The 19481-nt window shown below is 56.7% G+C and carries 19 protein-coding genes; 8 read left to right on the forward strand and 11 right to left on the reverse strand.

Annotated elements, in window-relative coordinates:
- Window positions 1–415: 415 nt before the first annotated feature.
- From QZ869_RS06165 to QZ869_RS06185, 5 genes are all read right to left on the reverse strand, one after another.
- Window positions 416–1468 carry a glycosyltransferase family 10 gene (locus tag QZ869_RS06165; protein WP_296103276.1) on the reverse strand — a complete coding sequence of 351 codons (1053 nt, stop codon included), beginning with the start codon at window positions 1466–1468 and terminating at the stop codon, window positions 416–418.
- A 235-nt stretch (window positions 1469–1703) separates the two neighbouring features.
- Window positions 1704–2441, reverse strand: a complete 738-nt coding sequence (locus QZ869_RS06170; protein ID WP_296103278.1) for a YrbL family protein — start codon at window positions 2439–2441, stop codon at window positions 1704–1706.
- 173 nt (window positions 2442–2614) lie between these two features.
- Window positions 2615–3568 carry an acetyl-CoA carboxylase carboxyltransferase subunit alpha gene (locus QZ869_RS06175; RefSeq protein WP_296103281.1) on the reverse strand — a complete coding sequence of 318 codons (954 nt, stop codon included), beginning with the start codon at window positions 3566–3568 and terminating at the stop codon, window positions 2615–2617.
- A 63-nt stretch (window positions 3569–3631) separates the two neighbouring features.
- The gene (gene xerD / locus QZ869_RS06180; RefSeq protein ID WP_296103283.1) at window positions 3632–4594 is read right to left on the reverse strand and encodes a site-specific tyrosine recombinase XerD; all 963 of its coding nucleotides are present in this window, start codon (window positions 4592–4594) and stop codon (window positions 3632–3634) included.
- Window positions 4595–4609: 15 nt separating this feature from the next.
- The gene (locus QZ869_RS06185) at window positions 4610–4762 is read right to left on the reverse strand and encodes a hypothetical protein (RefSeq protein ID WP_296037598.1); all 153 of its coding nucleotides are present in this window, start codon (window positions 4760–4762) and stop codon (window positions 4610–4612) included.
- Window positions 4763–5049: 287 nt separating this feature from the next.
- On the opposite strand from QZ869_RS06185, the gene QZ869_RS06190 reads away from it, so the two are divergent.
- Both QZ869_RS06190 and aroB read left to right on the forward strand, forming a co-directional pair.
- Window positions 5050–5631 (forward strand): shikimate kinase, encoded by a 582-nt coding sequence (locus QZ869_RS06190; RefSeq protein ID WP_296103306.1) that lies wholly within the window; start codon window positions 5050–5052, stop codon window positions 5629–5631.
- A gap of 4 nt (window positions 5632–5635) precedes the next feature.
- Window positions 5636–6766: a 3-dehydroquinate synthase gene (gene aroB / locus QZ869_RS06195; protein ID WP_296080097.1), complete on the forward strand. Its 1131-nt coding sequence runs from the start codon at window positions 5636–5638 to the stop codon at window positions 6764–6766.
- Window positions 6767–6796: 30 nt separating this feature from the next.
- Here aroB and QZ869_RS06200 read toward each other — a convergent pair whose 3' ends face one another.
- Complete coding sequence (locus QZ869_RS06200) at window positions 6797–7078, reverse strand: BolA family transcriptional regulator (protein ID WP_296018031.1); 282 nt, start codon at window positions 7076–7078, stop codon at window positions 6797–6799.
- A gap of 111 nt (window positions 7079–7189) precedes the next feature.
- On the opposite strand from QZ869_RS06200, the gene QZ869_RS06205 reads away from it, so the two are divergent.
- From QZ869_RS06205 to QZ869_RS06220, 4 genes are all read left to right on the forward strand, one after another.
- Window positions 7190–7816, forward strand: coding sequence for a J domain-containing protein (locus QZ869_RS06205; RefSeq protein ID WP_296099438.1), 627 nt, complete (start codon window positions 7190–7192; stop codon window positions 7814–7816).
- Between the two features lie 63 nt (window positions 7817–7879).
- Window positions 7880–8869 (forward strand): cobaltochelatase subunit CobS, encoded by a 990-nt coding sequence (gene cobS, locus QZ869_RS06210; RefSeq protein ID WP_296018036.1) that lies wholly within the window; start codon window positions 7880–7882, stop codon window positions 8867–8869.
- Between the two features lie 157 nt (window positions 8870–9026).
- Window positions 9027–10934 carry a cobaltochelatase subunit CobT gene (gene cobT, locus QZ869_RS06215; protein ID WP_296037607.1) on the forward strand — a complete coding sequence of 636 codons (1908 nt, stop codon included), beginning with the start codon at window positions 9027–9029 and terminating at the stop codon, window positions 10932–10934.
- Between the two features lie 58 nt (window positions 10935–10992).
- Complete coding sequence (locus tag QZ869_RS06220; protein ID WP_296103631.1) at window positions 10993–11964, forward strand: esterase-like activity of phytase family protein; 972 nt, start codon at window positions 10993–10995, stop codon at window positions 11962–11964.
- A 3-nt stretch (window positions 11965–11967) separates the two neighbouring features.
- Here the strand turns inward: QZ869_RS06220 and QZ869_RS06225 are convergent, their stop codons facing one another.
- From QZ869_RS06225 to ftsE, 4 genes are all read right to left on the reverse strand, one after another.
- Window positions 11968–12756, reverse strand: a complete 789-nt coding sequence (locus tag QZ869_RS06225) for a 1-acyl-sn-glycerol-3-phosphate acyltransferase (RefSeq protein ID WP_296103307.1) — start codon at window positions 12754–12756, stop codon at window positions 11968–11970.
- A gap of 137 nt (window positions 12757–12893) precedes the next feature.
- Entirely contained in the window at window positions 12894–13547 is a 654-nt protein-coding gene (locus QZ869_RS06230; protein ID WP_296018041.1) for a YdcF family protein, read from the reverse strand.
- A 97-nt stretch (window positions 13548–13644) separates the two neighbouring features.
- Window positions 13645–14646 (reverse strand): ABC transporter permease, encoded by a 1002-nt coding sequence (locus QZ869_RS06235; RefSeq protein ID WP_296018042.1) that lies wholly within the window; start codon window positions 14644–14646, stop codon window positions 13645–13647.
- A complete protein-coding gene (gene ftsE, locus QZ869_RS06240; protein WP_296018044.1) occupies window positions 14639–15298 on the reverse strand; it encodes a cell division ATP-binding protein FtsE in 660 nt (219 codons plus the stop codon). Before ftsE ends, QZ869_RS06235 begins: the two co-directional genes overlap by 8 nt.
- Window positions 15299–15496: 198 nt before the next feature.
- Between ftsE and QZ869_RS06245 the strand changes: the two genes are divergently transcribed.
- A complete protein-coding gene (locus QZ869_RS06245; protein ID WP_296103634.1) occupies window positions 15497–16168 on the forward strand; it encodes a hypothetical protein in 672 nt (223 codons plus the stop codon).
- A 73-nt stretch (window positions 16169–16241) separates the two neighbouring features.
- The gene (hpt, locus tag QZ869_RS06250; RefSeq protein WP_296103309.1) at window positions 16242–16787 is read left to right on the forward strand and encodes a hypoxanthine phosphoribosyltransferase; all 546 of its coding nucleotides are present in this window, start codon (window positions 16242–16244) and stop codon (window positions 16785–16787) included.
- Between the two features lie 62 nt (window positions 16788–16849).
- On the opposite strand, the gene clpB is transcribed toward hpt, so the two are convergent.
- Complete coding sequence (gene clpB, locus QZ869_RS06255; protein ID WP_296103311.1) at window positions 16850–19468, reverse strand: ATP-dependent chaperone ClpB; 2619 nt, start codon at window positions 19466–19468, stop codon at window positions 16850–16852.
- Window positions 19469–19481: the final 13 nt, after the last annotated feature.

Raw genomic sequence — 19481 nt, forward strand, 5'->3', positions numbered from 1 at the left:
CAAAAATCCAAATTAAGTTGCAAATCGCGATAACAATCGCTCTTCGACTAGGCAATCTCCGAATGCCGTAATCGTACCGAAACTTCCTTCAACCGCAGCTCCGCGCTCAGTGAACGACCAGCAAGAAGTTCCACGATGCGGTCACGAATCTCTCTATATGTAGTGGACGACGCCCACGTGCCCGCGCTAAGAGGAACGCCCAAGATCTCGCCTTTGGGAAGGCATTCTTGCTCTCTCAGATTGGACGAACTCAACAACTTGTTGAGGCTTCGCTATCCAAACTAGCGGAGCCGTTTTTAGACAACAAAAGCAGCAGCTGCGTTAATTTGGCGGAAGAAGCTTCTTAGCGTGGGACGTATTTGCCGGAATGGCCAGATCGAATTGGAAATGTTCTTTTTGCGGGTATTGACCAACATCAAAGGCGAAGTCCGCGCTTGAGAAGATTGAAAACCGAATTTGGTAAAAATTTCGAATATCCAGAGCTTCTTAAAAAAGCCTGCCCATGTAAGACGTATGTCCTCCATTCCGCTTCATCCATATTCTCTATAAATGCAAGCATGGCCGAATAAGATGAAAATTTTGTGCGATCAATGAAGCACTCGGGAGGAACTATCTCATTCACGTTAGGCGCACCCCAGTAAATTGGTACACAGCCGGCTCTGAAGGCATCAAATATTTTCTCAGTTATATATCCTGGAAAACCCCGTGCGTTTTCATAACAAAGATTGAACTTATACTTCGACATAATTAATTCTTTATTCGCAACGGGTCCCTTCCAACTTTTATATTGGTCTGACCAGCCGCGCCCATAGTGGTCAAAGTTTTCCAAGCAGGCATTCTCAAAAAACTTAATAGCTTCTATCCTGGCTGAGTAGAGTTCATAAGGATGGCTGGATTTCTTGTTGGCTGAAAAATTGCAAAGTAGCTTTCGTTCATTGAAGGCCATGGTTGGCGATGGCGAATTTGACCAGACCGGTTGTGGAAATACAAACTCCTTATAAGGTGCTCCAATTCCAATAAGATTTTTATTCCATGTGAAGACCGCCGCAAATAGATTTTGCAGTTTCTCATTATAGTTGTATGGTAATACCACCTCTGGTTCGTAAAGAATTACCGCCATTTTTGCTGACAACCCCGCCCTACGGCATTGTTGGTAAAATGACGGCTGTCTGAAAAAGGCTTTGAAGCGTCTTTTGATGCGACGGTCGAAGCTCAAAGGTTTGAATTCGATAGGCATGTTTTGAAAGATGACGAAGCTAACGTCTTTCAAATCACCTTTGTAAGAGGCGGGAGTCGCGAGTTCAAATCCAATTTCTCTAAAACGCGTCTGCACAATGTGCCAAATACTGTCGTCTTGGAGCAAATCTGCGGGCGGCATAAACATGTCGTCCATATCACGTTGCTGGGGATCGTATATTATGTATCTCAGCGTCATCCAGTTTTCCGACTTCGTAATGGTGTGGGTCATGCGGAGGTGCGTCCACAGTAACCAGCGCCAAAGCTAATTCCGCTCTGTTTAGTCTCGCATATTCAACGGGAAGGCAGATTTGTCTAGAAAAATCCGATCAGTAGACTGTGCGCATTACGGAGCGTCGCCATCGACCATCTCAAGATCGAAGTTGGTGCAACGGGCACATCAAGCTGGACCATTTGGACCGCACTTCTAGATTAAGAACGCGGGGGCGCGACGATCGCTTTGGTTCTCATCCATCAATCAACTGGCCATCCGAGATATCGATGCCCAAAACCGTACCTGCGAATACGAAGAGCAGAAGAACAGTCCGGTTGCTTAACGCTGACTTCATAAAGCGGTGCGCCACTTCCGCACGGATCGACTGGGCCAGCCGCTTCTTATAGCTCCTGTTCAGCCAGGAAAACCATGACCGGACGGGAAGGAAGGTCTTGTCTCCGATGCCGTCGATCAGGACGAGTGCACCGTTCTTCTCGTCAACGACGATATTCTTCAGGTGCACGTCCACGGCAACAATCTCGCTCTTGACCAGCCAGTCCAGGAATTCCGAAAGTGCAGCATCCGTCTGCTGGCTGTATTGCCCGCTCTCGATCGCATCCTGAAGGGTCACCGCGAGAGCACCGTTCCTCCGGCGCACAGCCTTCACGAGAATTCCCGTGCCCCTGTCGGTGGAAACGACGCCTGCAAAATGCTGGAGATGGCGCGCGGTTCTGGGGCCTTCCTGTGCGACCCGCTCATACTCCCTCAATTCGCGCCGCAGTGGCACGATGGCCTTATAAAAACGCCGCACTAAATATAGAAGCCGTATGTTCTGGAAGTAGCGGCGTGGCGGTATCTTTGTCTGCACCTTCACGAGCATGTTAGTATCAGGAAGAGCGTAGACCTCACGCGACATGCCGGACGCCAGCGGCTTTTCCAAAAGTCTTAACGGAGATCGGGAATTATCGGTTACCGACGCCGATATCGACATCACTGTCTCCTGTTGTCATAAATATTAAATATTCCTCATATTGCATATTATTGCGAGACAAAAGCTTCGTTTGCGAGAACGAAGGCCTGTCGCGTGGCAGCGTGAACCACAGATAAGCAAAAGGCGCACCGGGAGCGGCGCGCCTTCACAAGCAGAAAACAGGGTCGAGCGAATTACAGGCTGCGGCCGATATCCAGGAACTTCTGACGACGTTCGGCGCGGAGTTGGCTGCCGGTTTGAGCCGTCAGTTCTTTCAACGCAGTCTCAATCGTCTTTCCGGTTGCAGCAATGACACCCGCCGGATCGCGATGCGCGCCGCCGATCGGCTCTTTGATGATGCCGTCAATAACGCCGAGCGCCTTCAGATCATCGGAGGTGATTTTCATGTTGGTTGCGGCTTCCTTGGCGCGGGTCGAGTCGCGCCAAAGAATGGAAGCTGCCCCTTCGGGCGAAATCACTGAATAGATCGCATGCTCGAGCATGTAGACGCGATTTCCTGTGGCAATCGCGATAGCGCCGCCGGAGCCGCCTTCGCCGATGACAACGGATACGATCGGCACCTTGATGTTGAGGCACATTTCGGTCGAACGCGCGATGGCTTCCGCCTGGCCGCGCTCTTCAGCACCTACACCTGGATAGGCACCAGCTGTGTCAATCAAAGTGACAACAGGCAGGGAGAAGCGGTCGGCCAGTTCCAGAACGCGGATTGCCTTGCGGTATCCTTCCGGACGCGGGCTACCGAAATTGTGCTTGAGCCGCGACTTCGTATCGTTGCCCTTTTCCTGGCCGATGATGGCGACTGGCTGACCGTTGAAACGGCCAAGGCCTGCCTGGATGGCGGCATCTTCGGCAAATTTGCGGTCGCCGGCCAACGGCGTGAAGTCGGTGAAGAGCGCGCTCGCATAGTCGATAAAGTGAGGTCGCTGCGGGTGGCGGGCAACTTGCGTCTTCTGCCATGCGTTGAGCTTGGAATAGATATCCTGCATCGCGTCATTGACACGGGATTCCAGGCGCGAAATTTCCTCGGACGTATCTATGCTCTCATCTTCGGTGGCCAGTTTCTTCAGTTCGAGAATCTTGCCTTCCAGGTCCGAAATGGGTTTTTCGAAGTCGAGATAGCTGAGCATGAGATCCGTTTCCGATCGTTTTGCGCAAGGTTTGACCGGGGTCTCCCGGCGGTTCCGGTCGCTCTAATCAAGGTTTTTGCCCTGTTTGGCAAGAGGGTGGTGCGTTTGTACCAGTTCTTGAAGGCGTTCTTCCAGCACATGCGTGTATATTTGTGTCGTGGAAATGTCCGAATGACCAAGCAGTTCCTGCACGGCGCGCAGATCCGCCCCATTCTGCAAAAGATGGCTGGCAAAGGCGTGCCGTAACACGTGCGGCGAGACCGCCGATGGCGTCAAACCGGCACGGATGGCGATATCTTTCAAATCGCGGGCGAACACCTGACGCGGCAGATGCCCCTCCTTGCTGACGGAGGGAAACAGCCAGGGACTTTCTCCCTGCGACTGGTTCTTCGGTGCAAGCGCCTTGCGGCCCGCGTCATATTTTTCCATCGCGTCGATGGCTGCACGCGACAGCAGGACGACGCGATCCTTGTTGCCCTTGCCGCGGATCATCAGAAACCGGCCTTCGTGGCGCAAGACCTTGGCGGGAAGAGAGACAAGCTCGCTCACCCGCATGCCTGTGGCATAGAGAAGTTCCAGCAAAAGATGCATGCGGATGCGTGACAGTTGCCCCGGCCCTTCCTGTTCTGCCTCCTCAGCCGCCTGCGCAAGTAGCGCAGTCACGTTGGCGACGCTCATGGTCTTGGGGAGAGCGCGGCCTTTGCGCGGCGCATCGAGTATTCCCGTCGGATCGTCGCTCCGAACACCTTCCGAATAGAGAAATCTGTAGAATTGGCGAAGCGAGGACAGGCGTCTTGCTTGCGACGAGGCGGCAAAACCCTGGGTGGCGAGATGGGCAAGGTAGGCGGAAAGGTCCCCCGTCGTGGCCTCCGTCAAAGATGCCTGGCGGGAAGAGAGAAACTCCATCACGTCGGCAAGATCGCGCTCATAGGCGGCAAGTGTGTTGGTTGCAGCACCCCGCTCGGCGCTCATCATCTCCAGAAAGCCTTCAAGCCTTGCATGATCCTGGCGAGACATTCCAGCCATCGGGCTACCCGCTCCTCAAGGGGTTGGGGGATTCAAGCGTTCGGATGGAATGCGCACGGTTACTTCCCGCTCACGCGGCTTCACCAGCGTGACGAGCGACACCATGCTTCCGTAAACGATGCCTGCGATGGCCGCCAGGATGAAGATGAAACGGAAAAGGGTGGGCATTGTCACTCCGCTGCGCTTGGTCAGCCTTGCCTCTTAAAACATCTTGGCAAGGACATGGCGTCGCTGGCCTTGCGCATGACAATCGACGTCATCCGGTCAGGCGATTTCTCTCGCCTAAAGCGAGCCGTCATCTTTCAGGTTCGCGCTTTAGGCTTTAGGTACTTGTTTCATCGCATGTCGTTATCGCAAAACCGCTGCACACTTTTGCGCGACATGCTTATAAGGCGCGATTTGGCTTGACGCTTGGTAAACATTTGAAGATACCGAAGCCAAATGGGCCATCATACATGAGCGAAATCAACTTATCCGTTCCCCAGAGCTTAGGCGAGAAAGCACGCGCCGCACTCGGCAGGCGCAATCTCGTCTTTGTCGGGCTGATGGGTGCTGGCAAATCCGCCATCGGCAGGTCGGCGGCACAGCAGATGAGGGTCCCTTTCGTCGATACCGACGATGAGATCGAGCGTGTGTCGCGAATGACGATTTCGGAGCTTTTCGCCACTTATGGTGAGGACGAATTTCGCGCGTTGGAAACGCGGGTCATCAAGCGGCTTTTGCGCGGCGGTCCGAAGGTCGTCTCCACCGGCGGCGGAGCCTTCATCAACGAGAATACCCGCAGGCATATCAAGCGTGGCGGCGTCTCTCTCTGGCTGAAGGCCGATCTCGAAATTCTGTGGGAGCGCGTCAACAAGCGCGATCATCGTCCACTGCTGAAAACCGAGAACCCGAAGGCGACGCTCGCAGCGCTGATGGAGAAGCGGTATCCGATTTATCGCGAAGCCGATATCACCATCGAATCGCGGGATGTCCGCAAGGACATCATCACGACCGAAGTTCTTGAAGCCATCGCCAGCATCACCAGGAAAGCCTGATTCCATGCCCTCTGCCATCCAGACCGACGAGCGCCTTGTTCATGTTCCGCTGGGTGAACGCGCCTATGATATTCTTATCGGGCCAGGCCTGATTGGCCGTGCCGGAGGGGAAATTTCCTCACGGCTGAAGGGTAAGCGGGCCGCCATCATTACTGATGAGCATGTGGCCCCACTCTATCTCGAAACCCTGATGGACGGCCTGCAGACGGATGGTATCGAGGCCGTATCGTTGACGCTACCCGCAGGCGAGAAGACCAAGAGCTTCGAGCATCTCGTAACGGTGTGCGATGCGATCCTTGCCGCGCGGATCGAGCGAAACGATGCCGTCATAGCGCTCGGCGGCGGCGTCATCGGCGACCTGGCTGGCTTCGCCGCCGGCATTGTGCGCCGCGGTGTACGCTTCGTGCAGATTCCGACCTCGCTTCTGGCGCAGGTCGATTCCTCCGTTGGCGGCAAGACCGGCATCAACAGCCGCCATGGCAAGAACCTCGTGGGAGTCTTCCACCAGCCGGATCTGGTTCTGGCCGATACTGCAGTACTCGATACGTTGAGCCCACGCGAATTTCGAGCAGGCTATGCCGAAGTGGTCAAATACGGTCTGATCGACAAGCCGGAATTCTTCGCCTGGCTGGAGAAGAACTGGGCAGAGATCGAGACAGGCGGGCCTGCCCGAATCCAAGCGATCGCCACGAGCTGCCAGGCGAAATCCGACGTGGTGGTGGCGGATGAGAAGGAAAACGGCGTTCGCGCCCTTTTGAACCTCGGCCACACCTTCGGCCACGCTTTGGAAGCGGCAACGGAGTATAACAGCGAGCGCCTGGTCCACGGCGAAGGCGTTGCCATCGGCATGGTGCTGGCACACCAGTTCTCGTCTCGCATGAATCTCGCAAGCCCGGATGATGCAAACCGCGTCGAAGCCCATCTGAAGGCAGTCGGTCTGCCCACATCGATGAAGGATATTCCCGGCCAGCTTCCGCCGGTCGAAACGCTGATGGCGGCGATCGCTCAGGACAAGAAGGTCAAGGGCGGTAAGCTCACCTTCATCCTTACCCGCGGCATCGGCCAGTCTTTTGTGGCGGATGATGTGGCTGCGTCCGAGGTTCAGAGCTTCCTGTCGGAAAAGCATCCCGGCTGACGCCGCAGCGGCGATAGACGCGTTATCCGATCAGAACCGCGTCGGCTCGCCCGGCGCTGCGGCTTCGATGGCAAGTGCGTGCAGGCCGGCATCCAGTTCGGGCTTCAGAAGGCCATTAATTGCACGGTGGCGGTCCACGCGAGACTTGCCGGAAAACTGCTCGGACACTATCTGAATACGCATGTGCGTCTCGCCTGTGCCGGTTATATCCGGCTGGTGCCCGGCATGCATGTGACTTTCATCAATGACATTCAGGCGGTCCGGCGAAAATGCGTCTCGCAGCTTGTTTTCCATGCTTTGGCGCAAGGACATAGCATCCATCTCCTGATTGTCGCGTTGTTGAAGGGGCTCCCTAAAAGCCTGTAACATTCCGCTTTGTCAATTCTTGTTGTGTGCGCTTTTGCGCACCATAATCAGGATATCATGAAACTGGATTCGAAATATTTCGACCGCATCCGTACGCGTCGCAAAAGAGAGCAACCGCCGGAGGCTCAGGCCCCCGTGTGTCAGTGGGACGGATGCGACAAGCCTGGCAATCACCGCGCACCTGTCGGTCGCAATGCCGAAGGTCAATTCTTCATGTTCTGCTTTGAACATGTGAAAGATTACAACAAGGGCTACAACTACTTCTCCGGCCTGTCCGACAGCGAGATTGCCCGCTATCAGAAGGAAGCGATCACCGGCCACCGCCCGACATGGACGGTCGGGGTGAACAAGACCGCACGAGACAGCCCGCTTCACTCCACCCTGCGCTCAGGTGCGGCAAACGCGCGCATCCGGGATCCTTTCGGCTTCGCCAACGGTTTTGGCGAGGGCAAAGCAGGCGGGCAACGCGTCCAGCCAGACAGAAAGCTGAAAACGCTCGAGGCGAAGGCATTCGATACGCTGGGACTTGAGGCTGGCGCAAAGCAGGATGACATAAAACGGCGTTATAAGGAGCTTGTCAAAAAGCACCATCCTGATGCTAATGGTGGCGATCGCGGTTCGGAAGAGCGTTTTCGGGCTGTCATTCAAGCCTACCAATTGTTAAAGCAATCGGGTTTCTGCTAAGCCCTTTTGGTAATTGCCTTATGAAGATGTGGCCGGGTGGTTGCTACCCGCCTTGGAGACGTGATGAGCAAAATTGACCTTGATATTACCAACCTTCCGGATACGACTGTTTCTGTCCGTGAGGTCTTCGGTATCGATACGGATCTGCGGGTCCCGGCTTACAGCCAGGGTGACGCCTATGTGCCCGATCTAGATCCCGACTATCTTTTCGACCGCGATACGACGCTGGCGATCCTTGCAGGCTTTGCTCATAACCGACGTGTCATGGTGTCTGGCTTCCACGGCACGGGTAAATCCACCCATATCGAACAGGTCGCAGCGCGCCTCAATTGGCCCTGCGTGCGCGTCAACCTCGACAGCCATGTCAGCCGTATCGATCTCGTCGGTAAGGACGCCATCGTCTTGAAGGATGGCAAGCAGGTAACCGAATTCAAGGACGGCATTCTGCCCTGGGCCTACCAGCACAATGTCGCGCTCGTCTTCGACGAATACGATGCCGGGCGCCCGGACGTCATGTTCGTGATCCAGCGCGTTCTGGAATCATCCGGTCGCCTGACGCTGCTTGACCAGAGCCGTGTCATCCGCCCTCACCCGGCATTCCGCATTTTCGCAACCGCCAATACGGTTGGCCTCGGCGATACGACTGGCCTTTACCATGGCACGCAGCAGATCAACCAGGCGCAGATGGACCGCTGGTCTATCGTCACCACGCTGAACTACCTGCCGCATGAGCAGGAAGTGAACATCATCGTCGCAAAGGTAAAGAGCCTAGACAACGATAAGGGCCGCGAAACCGCATCGAAGATGGTGCGCGTTGCCGATCTCACGCGCTCGGCCTTCATCAATGGCGATCTCTCCACCGTCATGAGCCCGCGTACCGTTATCACCTGGGCAGAAAACGCAGAAATCTTCGGCGATCTCGCTTTCGCTTTCCGCGTCACCTTCCTCAACAAGTGCGATGAGTTGGAGCGGACGCTGGTGGCAGAACAGTACCAGCGCGCCTTCGGTGTCGAGCTCAAGGAAAGTGCTGCGAACATCGTTCTCAGCGCCTGATCCTTCCAGCGAAAGCCGGGAAGATAGCTGGAGCGGCCTTACGTGAAACCACGCTCGGCTTTGCGTTTGAAGTTGCTCCCAATGCATGAAGACGAAGACGCTTCCGCGCGCAAGGCATAATGCCTGCGCGGAGCGTTCAGAATCGACAGGAAAGACCATGGCAGCGCGCGGCGACAATTCGAGACCCAAATCCGGCACGGTGATCGACACTGAACCGTTGCGTCAGGCCATTACTGGCTGCGTGCGCTCAGTGGCGGGCAGCTCTGAAGTCGAAGTGGTCTTCGCCAATGAGCGCCCGGGTCTTGCCGGCGAGCGGATGCGTCTGCCTGAAATCTCCAAGAAGCCGACGGCGCAGGAAGTGGCGATCACCCGCGGGCTTGGTGATTCCATGGCGCTTCGCCTTGCGTGCCACGATAGCGATGTGCATGCGACGATGTCGCCGCAGGGCGCCGATGCACGGCAGATATTCGACGCCGTCGAACAGGCGCGTGTGGAGTCCATTGGCGCGCTGCGCATGCCCGGCATGGCGAACAATATCCGTGCGATGAACACGGAGAAATATGCCAAGGCCAATTTCGGCACCATCAACACCCAGGAAGACGCGCCGATCGCCGAGGCTGTGGCCCTTCTGGTGCGCGAGAAGCTGACGGGGGAGAAGCCACCGGAAAGTGCTGGCAAAATTCTCGATGTCTGGCGTTCCTTCATCGAAGACAAGGCGTCCGGTGATCTGAAAGACCTGTCCTCCGTCATTGAGGATCAGAAAGCCTTTTCCAAGCTTGTGCGCAAAATGCTGACATCCATGCAGATGGCAGAGGATTTTGGCGACGAGAATGACGAGCCGGAATCGCAGGAGGCCGAATCCGACGAGGACCAGCCGCGCAGCAACGAGCAGCAGGAAGAGCAGGTCGAGGAAGAGGCCGGCTCCGATGCAGCCCCTGCCGAAGAGAGCGAAGCCTCTCAGGAGCAGATGGAAGACGGCGAGATGGATGGCGCAGAGATGTCGGAAGACGAAATGTCCGACGATCTCGACGATGAGTCAGAAACGCCCGGAGAGACCCGCCGTCCCAATAGCCCGTTTGACGATTTCAACGAGAAGGTGGATTACCGCATCTTCACCCAGGAATTCGACGAGGAAATCCACGCCGAAGAGCTTTGCGACGAAGCGGAGCTTGATCGTTTGCGCGCCTTCCTCGACAAGCAGCTGGCGCATCTTCAAGGAGCGGTCGGGCGCTTGGCGAACCGTCTGCAACGCCGCCTGATGGCGCAGCAGAATCGCTCCTGGGATTTCGATCTGGAAGAGGGATACCTCGATCCGGCTCGGCTCGTACGTCTCATCATCGACCCGATGCAGCCGCTTTCTTTCAAGAAGGAACGCGATACGAAATTCCGCGACACGGTCGTTTCGCTCGTCATCGACAATTCCGGCTCGATGCGAGGACGCCCGATCACAGTCGCCGCAACGTGTGCCGATATTCTGGCGCGCACTCTGGAGCGTTCGGGCGTGAAAGTCGAAATCCTCGGCTTCACCACCAAGGCCTGGAAGGGCGGACAGTCGCGCGAGCAGTGGCTGGCTAATGGTAAGCCACCTTCGCCCGGCCGCCTCAACGATCTGCGACACATCATCTACAAGAGCGCCGATGCGCCCTGGCGCCGTGCGCGAAACAATCTCGGTCTGATGATGCGCGAAGGCTTGCTCAAGGAAAACATCGATGGCGAAGCGTTGATGTGGGCGCATAACCGGTTGATCAACAGGCCGGAACAACGCAAGATCATGATGATGATCTCCGATGGTGCGCCGGTGGACGACTCGACCCTTTCTGTCAATCCGGGCAACTATCTGGAGCGGCACCTGCGCGCCGTGATCGAACAGATCGAAACGCGTTCCCCGGTCGAGCTTCTCGCCATCGGCATTGGCCACGACGTCACGCGCTACTATCGTCGCGCCGTGACCATTGTCGACGCGGACGAATTGGCTGGCGCCATGACCGAGCAGCTGGCGGCTCTTTTCGAAGATAAAAGCGCAAGCTCGGCCAAGTCCTCCGGCAGGATGCGCCGTGCGGGATAAGACACGTCTTGGCGGGGGCGTTCGCCCCCGTCGATCTTCGAGGTCGATCCTTGCAGCATTGGGCTTCACACTCGTCGGTCTGACCCCGGCTACAATTGGTGCTTCCGCACCCGATCTACCTGTCACAGCCACACCGATCCGGGATTTCCTTCTTGGATCGACTGAAAAGCGCTTCGGTAAACTGGAATTTCTCGGCGGCATGACACTTCGATCATCCGATTCCCAGTTCGGTGCGATTTCGAGCATCCGCTTCCGGCCCGATCAGCGCAGTTTCGTCGCAGTTTTGGACACCGGCCACTGGATGACCGGAGAAATCCAGCGCGATGTCACAACAGGCGCACTTTCCGGCGTCACGCATCTTCGCATCGACCCGATGCTAAACGAGAGCGGCAACACGGCTCGTAAAAAAGTGGACATGGATGCCGAGGGATTGGCGCTTCGCGGCGACCGGCTCTATGTCAGCTACGAACAATTCCACCGGATTGGCATTTATCCGGATCACGATCTGGCCGAGGCGAAGCCGCGGGGTCGGCTCCCCCACCTCATTCCGAACAGCGAGCTTCGTCGCAATGGCGGACTGGAGACGCTTGCCGCCTCGCCGGAAAACTCACCCCTGAAAGGGGCCCTGGTTGCCGTGGCGGAAGACAGCATGGATCAAGATGGTGACCTCTTCGCTGCTATTCTGGAAGGACCGTTGAAGGGCCTTTTTTCCGTAAAGCGGCATGGGTCTTTTGCCGTGACCGACGGAGCTTTCTTACCCAATGGCGATTTGCTTCTATTGGAGCGACGCTTCAATCTGAGCGAAGGGATCGGTATGCGCATCCGCCGCATTGCTGGCCAGGATATTCGTCCAGGCGCCGTCGTGGATGGCGAAACGTTGACCGAAGCCGGGCCATCCTACCAGATCGACAATATGGAGGGCATGGATGTATTGGTCCAGCAAGATGGATCGACGCACATCATCGTCGTGTCCGATGACAATCGCTCTTTCCTCCAGCGCAACCTGATGCTGGAATTCAAGCTGGACTGATTTTCAGCCCCTAGAAAAACCGAGCTCGGCCAGCCGCTTTTGCGCCGTCGGCGGCATGGGTAGGTCTGGATTGCTGCGCGCCGTCTCGATCAACAACTCGTCGCTTGCCCTCTCCGTGACCTCGATCAATGTCTTGAAAAAGGTATCGGGATCGAGACCAGGCTGGATCGGGGGCAAGATGCGCACCTTGAAATGGCCGGGATAGCGCATGGTGGAGCGGCGCGGCCAGAAGAGGCCTGGATGCATTGCAACGGGCACGACAGGCACTTTAAGATCGCGGTAGAGACGTGCAATACCATAACGATATTCCGGTTCTGCACCGGGAGGACGCCTCGTGCCCTCGGGATAGATGATAAGCTCACGGCCCTTGGCCATCTCCTCCTTGGCACGGTCCATGACCTTCAGCATCGCCTTGCCGCGCGCTGCACGGTTGACGGGTATCATGCGCTGCTTGGCGACATACCAGCCGAACAGAGGAATCCACATCAATTCGCGTTTAAGAATATAGACCGGGTCTTTCAGATTCGGCAGCAGCGCATAGGTGTCCCAGAAAGACTGGTGCTTCGGTGCGAAGATGCAGCCGGTTTGAGGAATGTTTTCAAGGCCATCCACTTCGAATGTCGTTCCGACGATCGTCTTCATCAGCCAGTGGTTGGACCGTGCCCAGTTCTTCGGAATCTCATAGGCGAGCTTGCGCGGTACGATGAAATAGATCGGCGTCAGCACGATCATCCGCACGATCAAATTGAGGTAAAAAAGCGTATTGAACAGAACCGAACGTAGTCTGAGCATGAACCTGGCGTCTCCGGGCGCTCGGGCCGAAGACGGGTGCCTCTTCAGCCAGCGCAGATGGGCAACGCCTACACGAAATTCGTGCTGCGCAGCAAGAGCTATCCGCCGCAACGCCTGAAACATAGCCCATCAGGCCCTCAATCGCGAAGCCCATTGCCCTTGCCGATGCCGGTCAGGTCGCGAAGGGCGGCGACGACGAATTTCGCATATTCATACATCATGGTCCGTAAAACATCCGGATTGGCGAACCAGTTTGTGCGGCTCAAATCAGAGTTGATGACCGGATAGGCGATGAATTCGGTATCGGGACTGGCGCTTCTCAATTCATGCAGGCTGCGATGCATGTGATAATTATTGGTGACGACGACGATGGAAGTATAGCCCTTATCGCGTATCCACCCGGCGGCCTCATTGGCATTGCCGATGGTGTCGATCGCCTTGTAGCCCATGTCGACACAGCAGGCGAAGAGATCGGGAGAACTTTGCGTCATCTTCCTGATCTGCGCGCGCGTCGTCGAAGGGTTGACACCGGAAATGAGGAGCCGCTTGCCTACCTTGTCGCGCAGCAGACCGACCGCCTGATCGATCCGCTGATATCCACCGGTGAGCACGATGATCGCATCGGCCCTTGCGCCTTCCGGCGGACGCATGGTCGCAACGGAATCGGCGAACCAGAGAAAGCCGCCAAACACGGCGCCCGCAGTCACGACAAAAACAAGTATGGCGATACGCACGAAGCGGCGCAGGCGACCGCGCCGCGAAAACAGACGGTTTCGCGGCGAATCATCCATATGATCGTGCCGGTCTATGCGACTCATTTCCATGGGTTACCATATGCACGGACTATGGCAAGGAACAGGCGGTTGTAGCCCGCCTCACCATCAGCGCCTATAAGCCCTCGCTCTTCGACGGGTCTGAGCGGATGCGGTCTATTTCGTCAATCGTGCGGATGACTGTCATCCGCGCCGTTACAGTCGTCAGCAGAGAAATGATGATCATGGTGGCAAGGATACCGAGATAACCTTCGAAGCCGACGGAAAAGGTGCCGAACAAGGCCGTTGCCTGATCGCTTTGCGGCGTGGCGAGCGAACGCGATTGCCAGAAGCCTGCAGCAAGAAACACCAGCGCGGCCACCGCGCTGCCAGCACCCGATCCTTTAAGACTGATCTTGAGAAAATGTTTCTGGAATTCGCGCGCTACGAAGCCGCTCTCCGCGCCGACGAAATGTAGTACTTCAACGATATGCCGATTGCCGGACAGTGCGCCGCGTGTGGCAAAGATCACCGTCAGCACCATGGCGGTAAAGACGAGCACCAGCACACCTACCCCGATCATTACGGTGGTATGGGCCATGGAGACCAGACGATCCACCCAGGTGCGGTGGTCGTCCAGAAAGGCTTGCGGGATCTCGGTTTTCAGCATTGCCCGCATGGCTTCGAAATCCGGCGGATTGTTTTCATCGATGGTGATGATGACAAGACGCGGCACCGGTAATTCGGAAAGATCGAGCCCCGAACCAAGCCATGGCTCCAAAAGCCGGCTTGTCGCGGCATCGTCCATGATCGTGCCTTCGCGCGTGCCGACGAAACCCAGCGCAAGATTACGAGCCTTGTTAAGCGCCGCGTTCATATCGAGCCCCTCTTCAGGCTTGATTTGAATGGTGATCTCACGCGAGATCTGGCTCTGCCAGCTACCCGCGGTGGCGCGTACCATGCTCACGGCACCAAGCGTCAGACAGGCGAGGAATGCCATGATGGCGATGACGACGATCAGCGCATTGCCTTGAATGTTGGACTGCGGAAGAATCGGCGCCATAGGGCGGATGCGCATCTGCGGCGCGCTTTGCGGCGGCGCTTTCGGATTCGGCGTCTTACGGGTCATCTCATTCATAGATGTCTAGCCGCCCTTCGGTCAAAATCATCCGGCGAGCATCGACCTGATCCATCAAAGCGAAATCATGCGTTGCGATGACGACGGCAGTCCCCAGCCTATTGAGTTCGAGAAAGAGGTTGAGGAGCCGCTTGGCCATCGGCGGATCGACGTTACCTGTCGGCTCATCGGCAAGGAGAATTTCCGGCTGGTCCATCAATGCGCGGGCAATGGCCGCACGCTGCTTCTCACCACCGGAGAGAATGGCGGGAAGAACGTTGACGCGCTCTCCAAGTCCAACCCACTTCAACAACTCGATCACATCATTGCGATAGGCGCTCTCATCCTTGCCGCGAACCCGTAAGGGCAACGCAACATTCTCATAGGTCGTGAGGTGGTCGAGAAGACGGAAATCCTGAAAAACGATACCGACACGCCGGCGCAGCATGGGAAGTTCGCTACGCGGTATGCGCGAAATATCCCGGTTGAACATGCGGATGTGACCCCGCGTCGGCTGCAGCGACATCAGCAACAAACGCAGCAGCGTCGTCTTGCCCGCACCCGATGGGCCGGTCAGAAACTGGAAAGAACCTTTGGGAATATCGAAGGTCATGTCCCTTAGAATTTCAGGTCCCATGCCATAACGCAGCCCGACATTTTCGAAATGGATCAACGTTTTTCCAGTCTCTTTCTCTTCCGACCCGGCACCGGCTCCGCCGCTTCTTAGCGCCAACTGCAAACAGCCGGAAGCCCGGCACGATGCAAGCAATCTTTGCGAAGCGTTAACCAATTAAATTTACGACTGGACAAGATTCCTTTCAATGCCTGGTAACACCCGGGCTGAAAACCTGACCAAGGGAACTCCATGGCTATGTTCCGTCCATTCCGCAACCACACGGCACATGATTACGACCTTTTGATGCCGGACATGCCCACCCCTCGCCCGAAGACCGGCAGGAGAGTGCAGCATGAGACGATCGATGCCGAGTTTGTGACGGTAAAGGAAACGCTTTACCGTGACTATGGAAACGATAATCGCCGCGCCGTTTATCAACAAGGCAAGGTAAAGCCGGTCGGCGCGGTCGACACGTTTCAAGCGATGATCGCATGGGTCGATCGCAAGCTTTCCTCACTTTCCGTCGATGGATACTCGGCGGTGGTCGCCGCCGCAGCGGTCGGCATGTTCATACTGTCCGGCGGCTTTTCGGTTGTTCCTACGCAGCATCAAGCCATCGCCGCCTTGCCGGAACCGCTGGCCATCAGCCACGTTAGTATCACGCCACAAGACGCTGGCGGCATGGAAGTGCTTGTCATCAACGGCATCGTCGAAAACAGCACGGCCGACATTCAGGAAATTCCTGCCATCCGAGCCGATCTCTTCGCGGCAAAAGGCGAGAAGGTTGCCAGCATGTTGATCGAGCCTCCCGTGAAAGAAGTCGGCCCCCGCCTCAGCCACGGCTTTTCGGCAAAACTGCGCTATCCCGGTGGAAAAACGCCCGAAATCAAGCTTTCCTTCGTCGAAACGGATGCGTCCGCGCGCTGACTGTGCTACCGCACGCGCTTCATTCCACCCGCCGGCAAACTGTCGCTGGCTGCGAAGCAATGCAGGAGAAGATATGCCCGTCGTCCGTGGAAAAAACATCGAGCCGCTTTACACCGCCGACCAGATCGCCGAGCGCAACCGCGACATGGCAAAGCATATTGCTCAGGGACCAACGAAGGACCTGCTGGTGATCGCGGTGCTGAAGGGCTCCTTCATTTTCGCCGCCGACTTGATCCGCGCACTGCACGACAGCGGCCTTGCCCCGGAAGTCGAGTTCATCACACTGTCCAGCTACGGCACCGGCACGGTTTCGCAGGGCGTGAAGATCGTCAAGGATATCGACAGCGACGTGAAGGATCGCGACGTTCTTCTTATCGACGATATTCTCGAATCCGGCCGCACACTCCGCTTTGCCAAGGAACTGCTTTTCGAGCGTGGCGCTCACAACGTGTCCATCGCAGTGCTGCTGGACAAGAAGGTCAAGCGGAAAGAAGATCTGGAGGCAGATTTCGTCGGCTTCGAATGCCCCGATTACTTCGTCGTCGGCTACGGAATGGATGTGGCTTACGCGTTCCGCGAACTGCCTTTCGTCGGCGTCGTCACTGGCGACGCGGAATAACGCTTTCTCTGTTCAGGGGACAGTGAAACGAAAAAGGGCTCCCGAAGGAGCCCTTAATCATATCAGGCGGCGTCTGCCACGCCATCATGCGCCGAATTTGGCCTGACCTTGAACAGCAGCCTGTCGGTACCGGAGGTCACCTTGACGGTAGAACCATCGGGAACCTCGCCACCCAGGATCATTTCGGCCAGCCTGTCCTGAACGGACTTCTGAATGACGCGCTTCAACGGGCGCGCACCATAGGCGGGATCATAACCCTTGTTGGCGAGCCAGATCCGTGCATCCTCGTCCAGATCGAGCGTGATCTTGCGATCGCTCAGCAACGATACGAGGCGGCGAAGCTGGATATCGACAATCGCACCCATTTCATCGCGATGCAGGCGATGGAAGAGAATGATATCGTCGATACGGTTCAGGAACTCGGGGCGGAAATGACCGCGCACGCGTTCCATCACCATTTCGCGGACAGAGTCGACCGTGTCGCTGTCACCCATCTGTGTCAGGAACTCAGAACCGAGGTTCGAGGTCATGATGATGATGGTGTTCTTGAAATCGACCGTGCGGCCCTGACCATCGGTCAAGCGACCGTCATCCAGCACCTGCAAGAGCACGTTGAAGACGTCCGGATGCGCCTTCTCGATTTCGTCGAACAGAACGACCTGGTACGGACGGCGGCGAACCGCTTCCGTCAATGCGCCACCCTCTTCATAGCCGACGTAGCCGGGAGGCGCACCGATCAGCCGGGCAACGGAGTGCTTCTCCATATATTCCGACATGTCGAGGCGAACCATCGCGGTTTCGTCATCGAAAAGGAAACGTGCCAAAGCCTTCGTCAGCTCCGTCTTACCCACACCCGTTGGGCCGAGGAAGATGAAGGAGCCGATGGGACGGTTCGGGTCTTGTAGGCCGGCACGCGCACGGCGCACTGCCTTCGATACAGCCTGAACCGCTTCACCCTGGCCGACCACGGACTTGCCGAGTTCGTCTTCCATGCGCAGCAGCTTTTCACGCTGACCTTCCAGCATCTTATCGACTGGAATGCCGGTCCAGCGAGAGACGACGTGAGCGATATTGTCCGCGGTCACCACTTCCTGCACCATGGAGGCGGTACCGCTGCCATCGCGCTCTTCCGCCGCAGCCAGTTCCTTTTCCAATCCCGGAATGATGCCGTAGGTCAACTCGCCTGCACGCTGGAACTGACCGTTGCGCTGGGCAATCGCCAATTCGTTGCGAGCTTCGTCAAGTTGCTTCTTCAGATCCGCTGCGTGGCCGAGTTTCTGTTTCTCAGCCTGCCAACGGGCCGTCAGGGCATCGGCCTTCTCTTCAGTGTCGGTCAACTCATCTTCGAGCTTCTTCAACCGATCAGCAGAGGACGCATCCGTCTCATGCTTCAAGGCTTCGCGCTCGATCTTGAGCTGGATGATACGACGATCCAGTTCGTCCAGTTCCTCCGGCTTGGAATCAACCTGCATGCGAAGACGCGATGCGGCTTCGTCCATCAAGTCGATTGCCTTGTCTGGCAGGAAGCGATCGGTGATATAGCGGTTGGAAAGCTGAGCCGCCGCCACCAGAGCCGAATCCGAGATGCGGACCTTATGGTGCTGCTCATATTTTTCCTTCAGACCGCGCAGAATCGAGATCGTATCCTCAACCGTCGGTTCATCGACGATGACAGGCTGAAAGCGCCGGGCAAGGGCCGGATCCTTCTCCACATGCTTGCGATACTCATCCAGCGTGGTTGCGCCGACGCAGTGCAGTTCGCCGCGGGCAAGGGCCGGCTTTAGAAGGTTCGACGCATCCATCGCGCCATCTGCCTTTCCGGCTCCGACCAGCGTGTGCATTTCGTCGATGAAGAGAATAATGCCGCCGGCTTCGGCCTGAACCTCGTTCAGGACAGCCTTCAGACGCTCTTCGAATTCGCCTCGATATTTTGCACCAGCAATCAGCGCGCCCATGTCGAGCGCCATCAGCTTCTTGTCTTTGAGGCTTTCCGGCACGTCACCATTGATGATGCGTAGCGCCAAGCCCTCGGCAATCGCCGTTTTACCGACGCCCGGTTCACCAATCAGAACGGGATTGTTCTTCGTACGGCGCGACAAGACCTGGATCGTGCGCCGAATTTCGTCATCGCGACCAATCACCGGGTCGAGCCTGCCTTCGCGTGCTTCCTCCGTCAGGTCGCGAGCGAACTTCTTCAGCGCGTCGAAGCCCTGTTCGGCATTGGCACTATCTGCCGTTCTACCCTTGCGGATATCGTTGATGACCTGATTGAGCGCGTGCGCCGTGACACCAGCCTTCTTCAACGAAGCGGATGTCGACGCAGAGGTTTCAATGGCGAGAGCCTGAAGCAAGCGCTCGACAGTCACGAAGCTGTCGCCTGCCTTCTTGGACAGATCTTCTGCGGTTGCAAACACCTTTGCGAGCGGCGCCGTCAGCGAAAGACCGCCATTACCGCCGGAAACCTTGGGGAGTTTTGCAAGTGCGGCATCATTGGCAAGCCGTGCTTCCTTGGCGTTACCGCCCGCACGTTCGATCAGCGAGGACGCCATGCCCTGGTCGTCGTCGAGCAGCGCTTTCAGGACATGTTCGGCAGCAAACTGCTGATGGTTCTGCGCCAGCGCATAGGTCTGGGCGGATTGAAGAAATCCGCGCACGCGCTCTGAGTATTTTTCAATGTTCATATCGTAACCTCCT

Origin of the sequence: uncultured Agrobacterium sp., assembly GCF_913777885.1 — a bacterium.
Classification (GTDB): Bacteria; Pseudomonadota; Alphaproteobacteria; order Rhizobiales; family Rhizobiaceae; genus Agrobacterium.

Coding starts and splice junctions, on each gene's coding strand:
- QZ869_RS06235 (WP_296018042.1), bottom strand. CDS start 14,646: ATGAATGAGATGACCCGTAAGACGCCGAATCCGAAAGCGCCGCCGCAA.
- QZ869_RS06200 (WP_296018031.1), bottom strand. CDS start 7,078: ATGTCCTTGCGCCAAAGCATGGAAAACAAGCTGCGAGACGCATTTTCG.
- QZ869_RS06205 (WP_296099438.1), top strand. CDS start 7,190: ATGAAACTGGATTCGAAATATTTCGACCGCATCCGTACGCGTCGCAAA.
- hpt (WP_296103309.1), top strand. CDS start 16,242: ATGCCCGTCGTCCGTGGAAAAAACATCGAGCCGCTTTACACCGCCGAC.
- QZ869_RS06225 (WP_296103307.1), bottom strand. CDS start 12,756: ATGCTCAGACTACGTTCGGTTCTGTTCAATACGCTTTTTTACCTCAAT.
- QZ869_RS06165 (WP_296103276.1), bottom strand. CDS start 1,468: ATGACCCACACCATTACGAAGTCGGAAAACTGGATGACGCTGAGATAC.
- QZ869_RS06175 (WP_296103281.1), bottom strand. CDS start 3,568: ATGCTCAGCTATCTCGACTTCGAAAAACCCATTTCGGACCTGGAAGGC.
- aroB (WP_296080097.1), top strand. CDS start 5,636: ATGCCCTCTGCCATCCAGACCGACGAGCGCCTTGTTCATGTTCCGCTG.
- cobT (WP_296037607.1), top strand. CDS start 9,027: ATGGCAGCGCGCGGCGACAATTCGAGACCCAAATCCGGCACGGTGATC.
- QZ869_RS06185 (WP_296037598.1), bottom strand. CDS start 4,762: ATGCCCACCCTTTTCCGTTTCATCTTCATCCTGGCGGCCATCGCAGGC.
- cobS (WP_296018036.1), top strand. CDS start 7,880: ATGAGCAAAATTGACCTTGATATTACCAACCTTCCGGATACGACTGTT.
- QZ869_RS06230 (WP_296018041.1), bottom strand. CDS start 13,547: ATGGATGATTCGCCGCGAAACCGTCTGTTTTCGCGGCGCGGTCGCCTG.
- QZ869_RS06170 (WP_296103278.1), bottom strand. CDS start 2,441: ATGTCGATATCGGCGTCGGTAACCGATAATTCCCGATCTCCGTTAAGA.
- xerD (WP_296103283.1), bottom strand. CDS start 4,594: ATGGCTGGAATGTCTCGCCAGGATCATGCAAGGCTTGAAGGCTTTCTG.
- clpB (WP_296103311.1), bottom strand. CDS start 19,468: ATGAACATTGAAAAATACTCAGAGCGCGTGCGCGGATTTCTTCAATCC.
- QZ869_RS06190 (WP_296103306.1), top strand. CDS start 5,050: ATGAGCGAAATCAACTTATCCGTTCCCCAGAGCTTAGGCGAGAAAGCA.
- QZ869_RS06245 (WP_296103634.1), top strand. CDS start 15,497: ATGTTCCGTCCATTCCGCAACCACACGGCACATGATTACGACCTTTTG.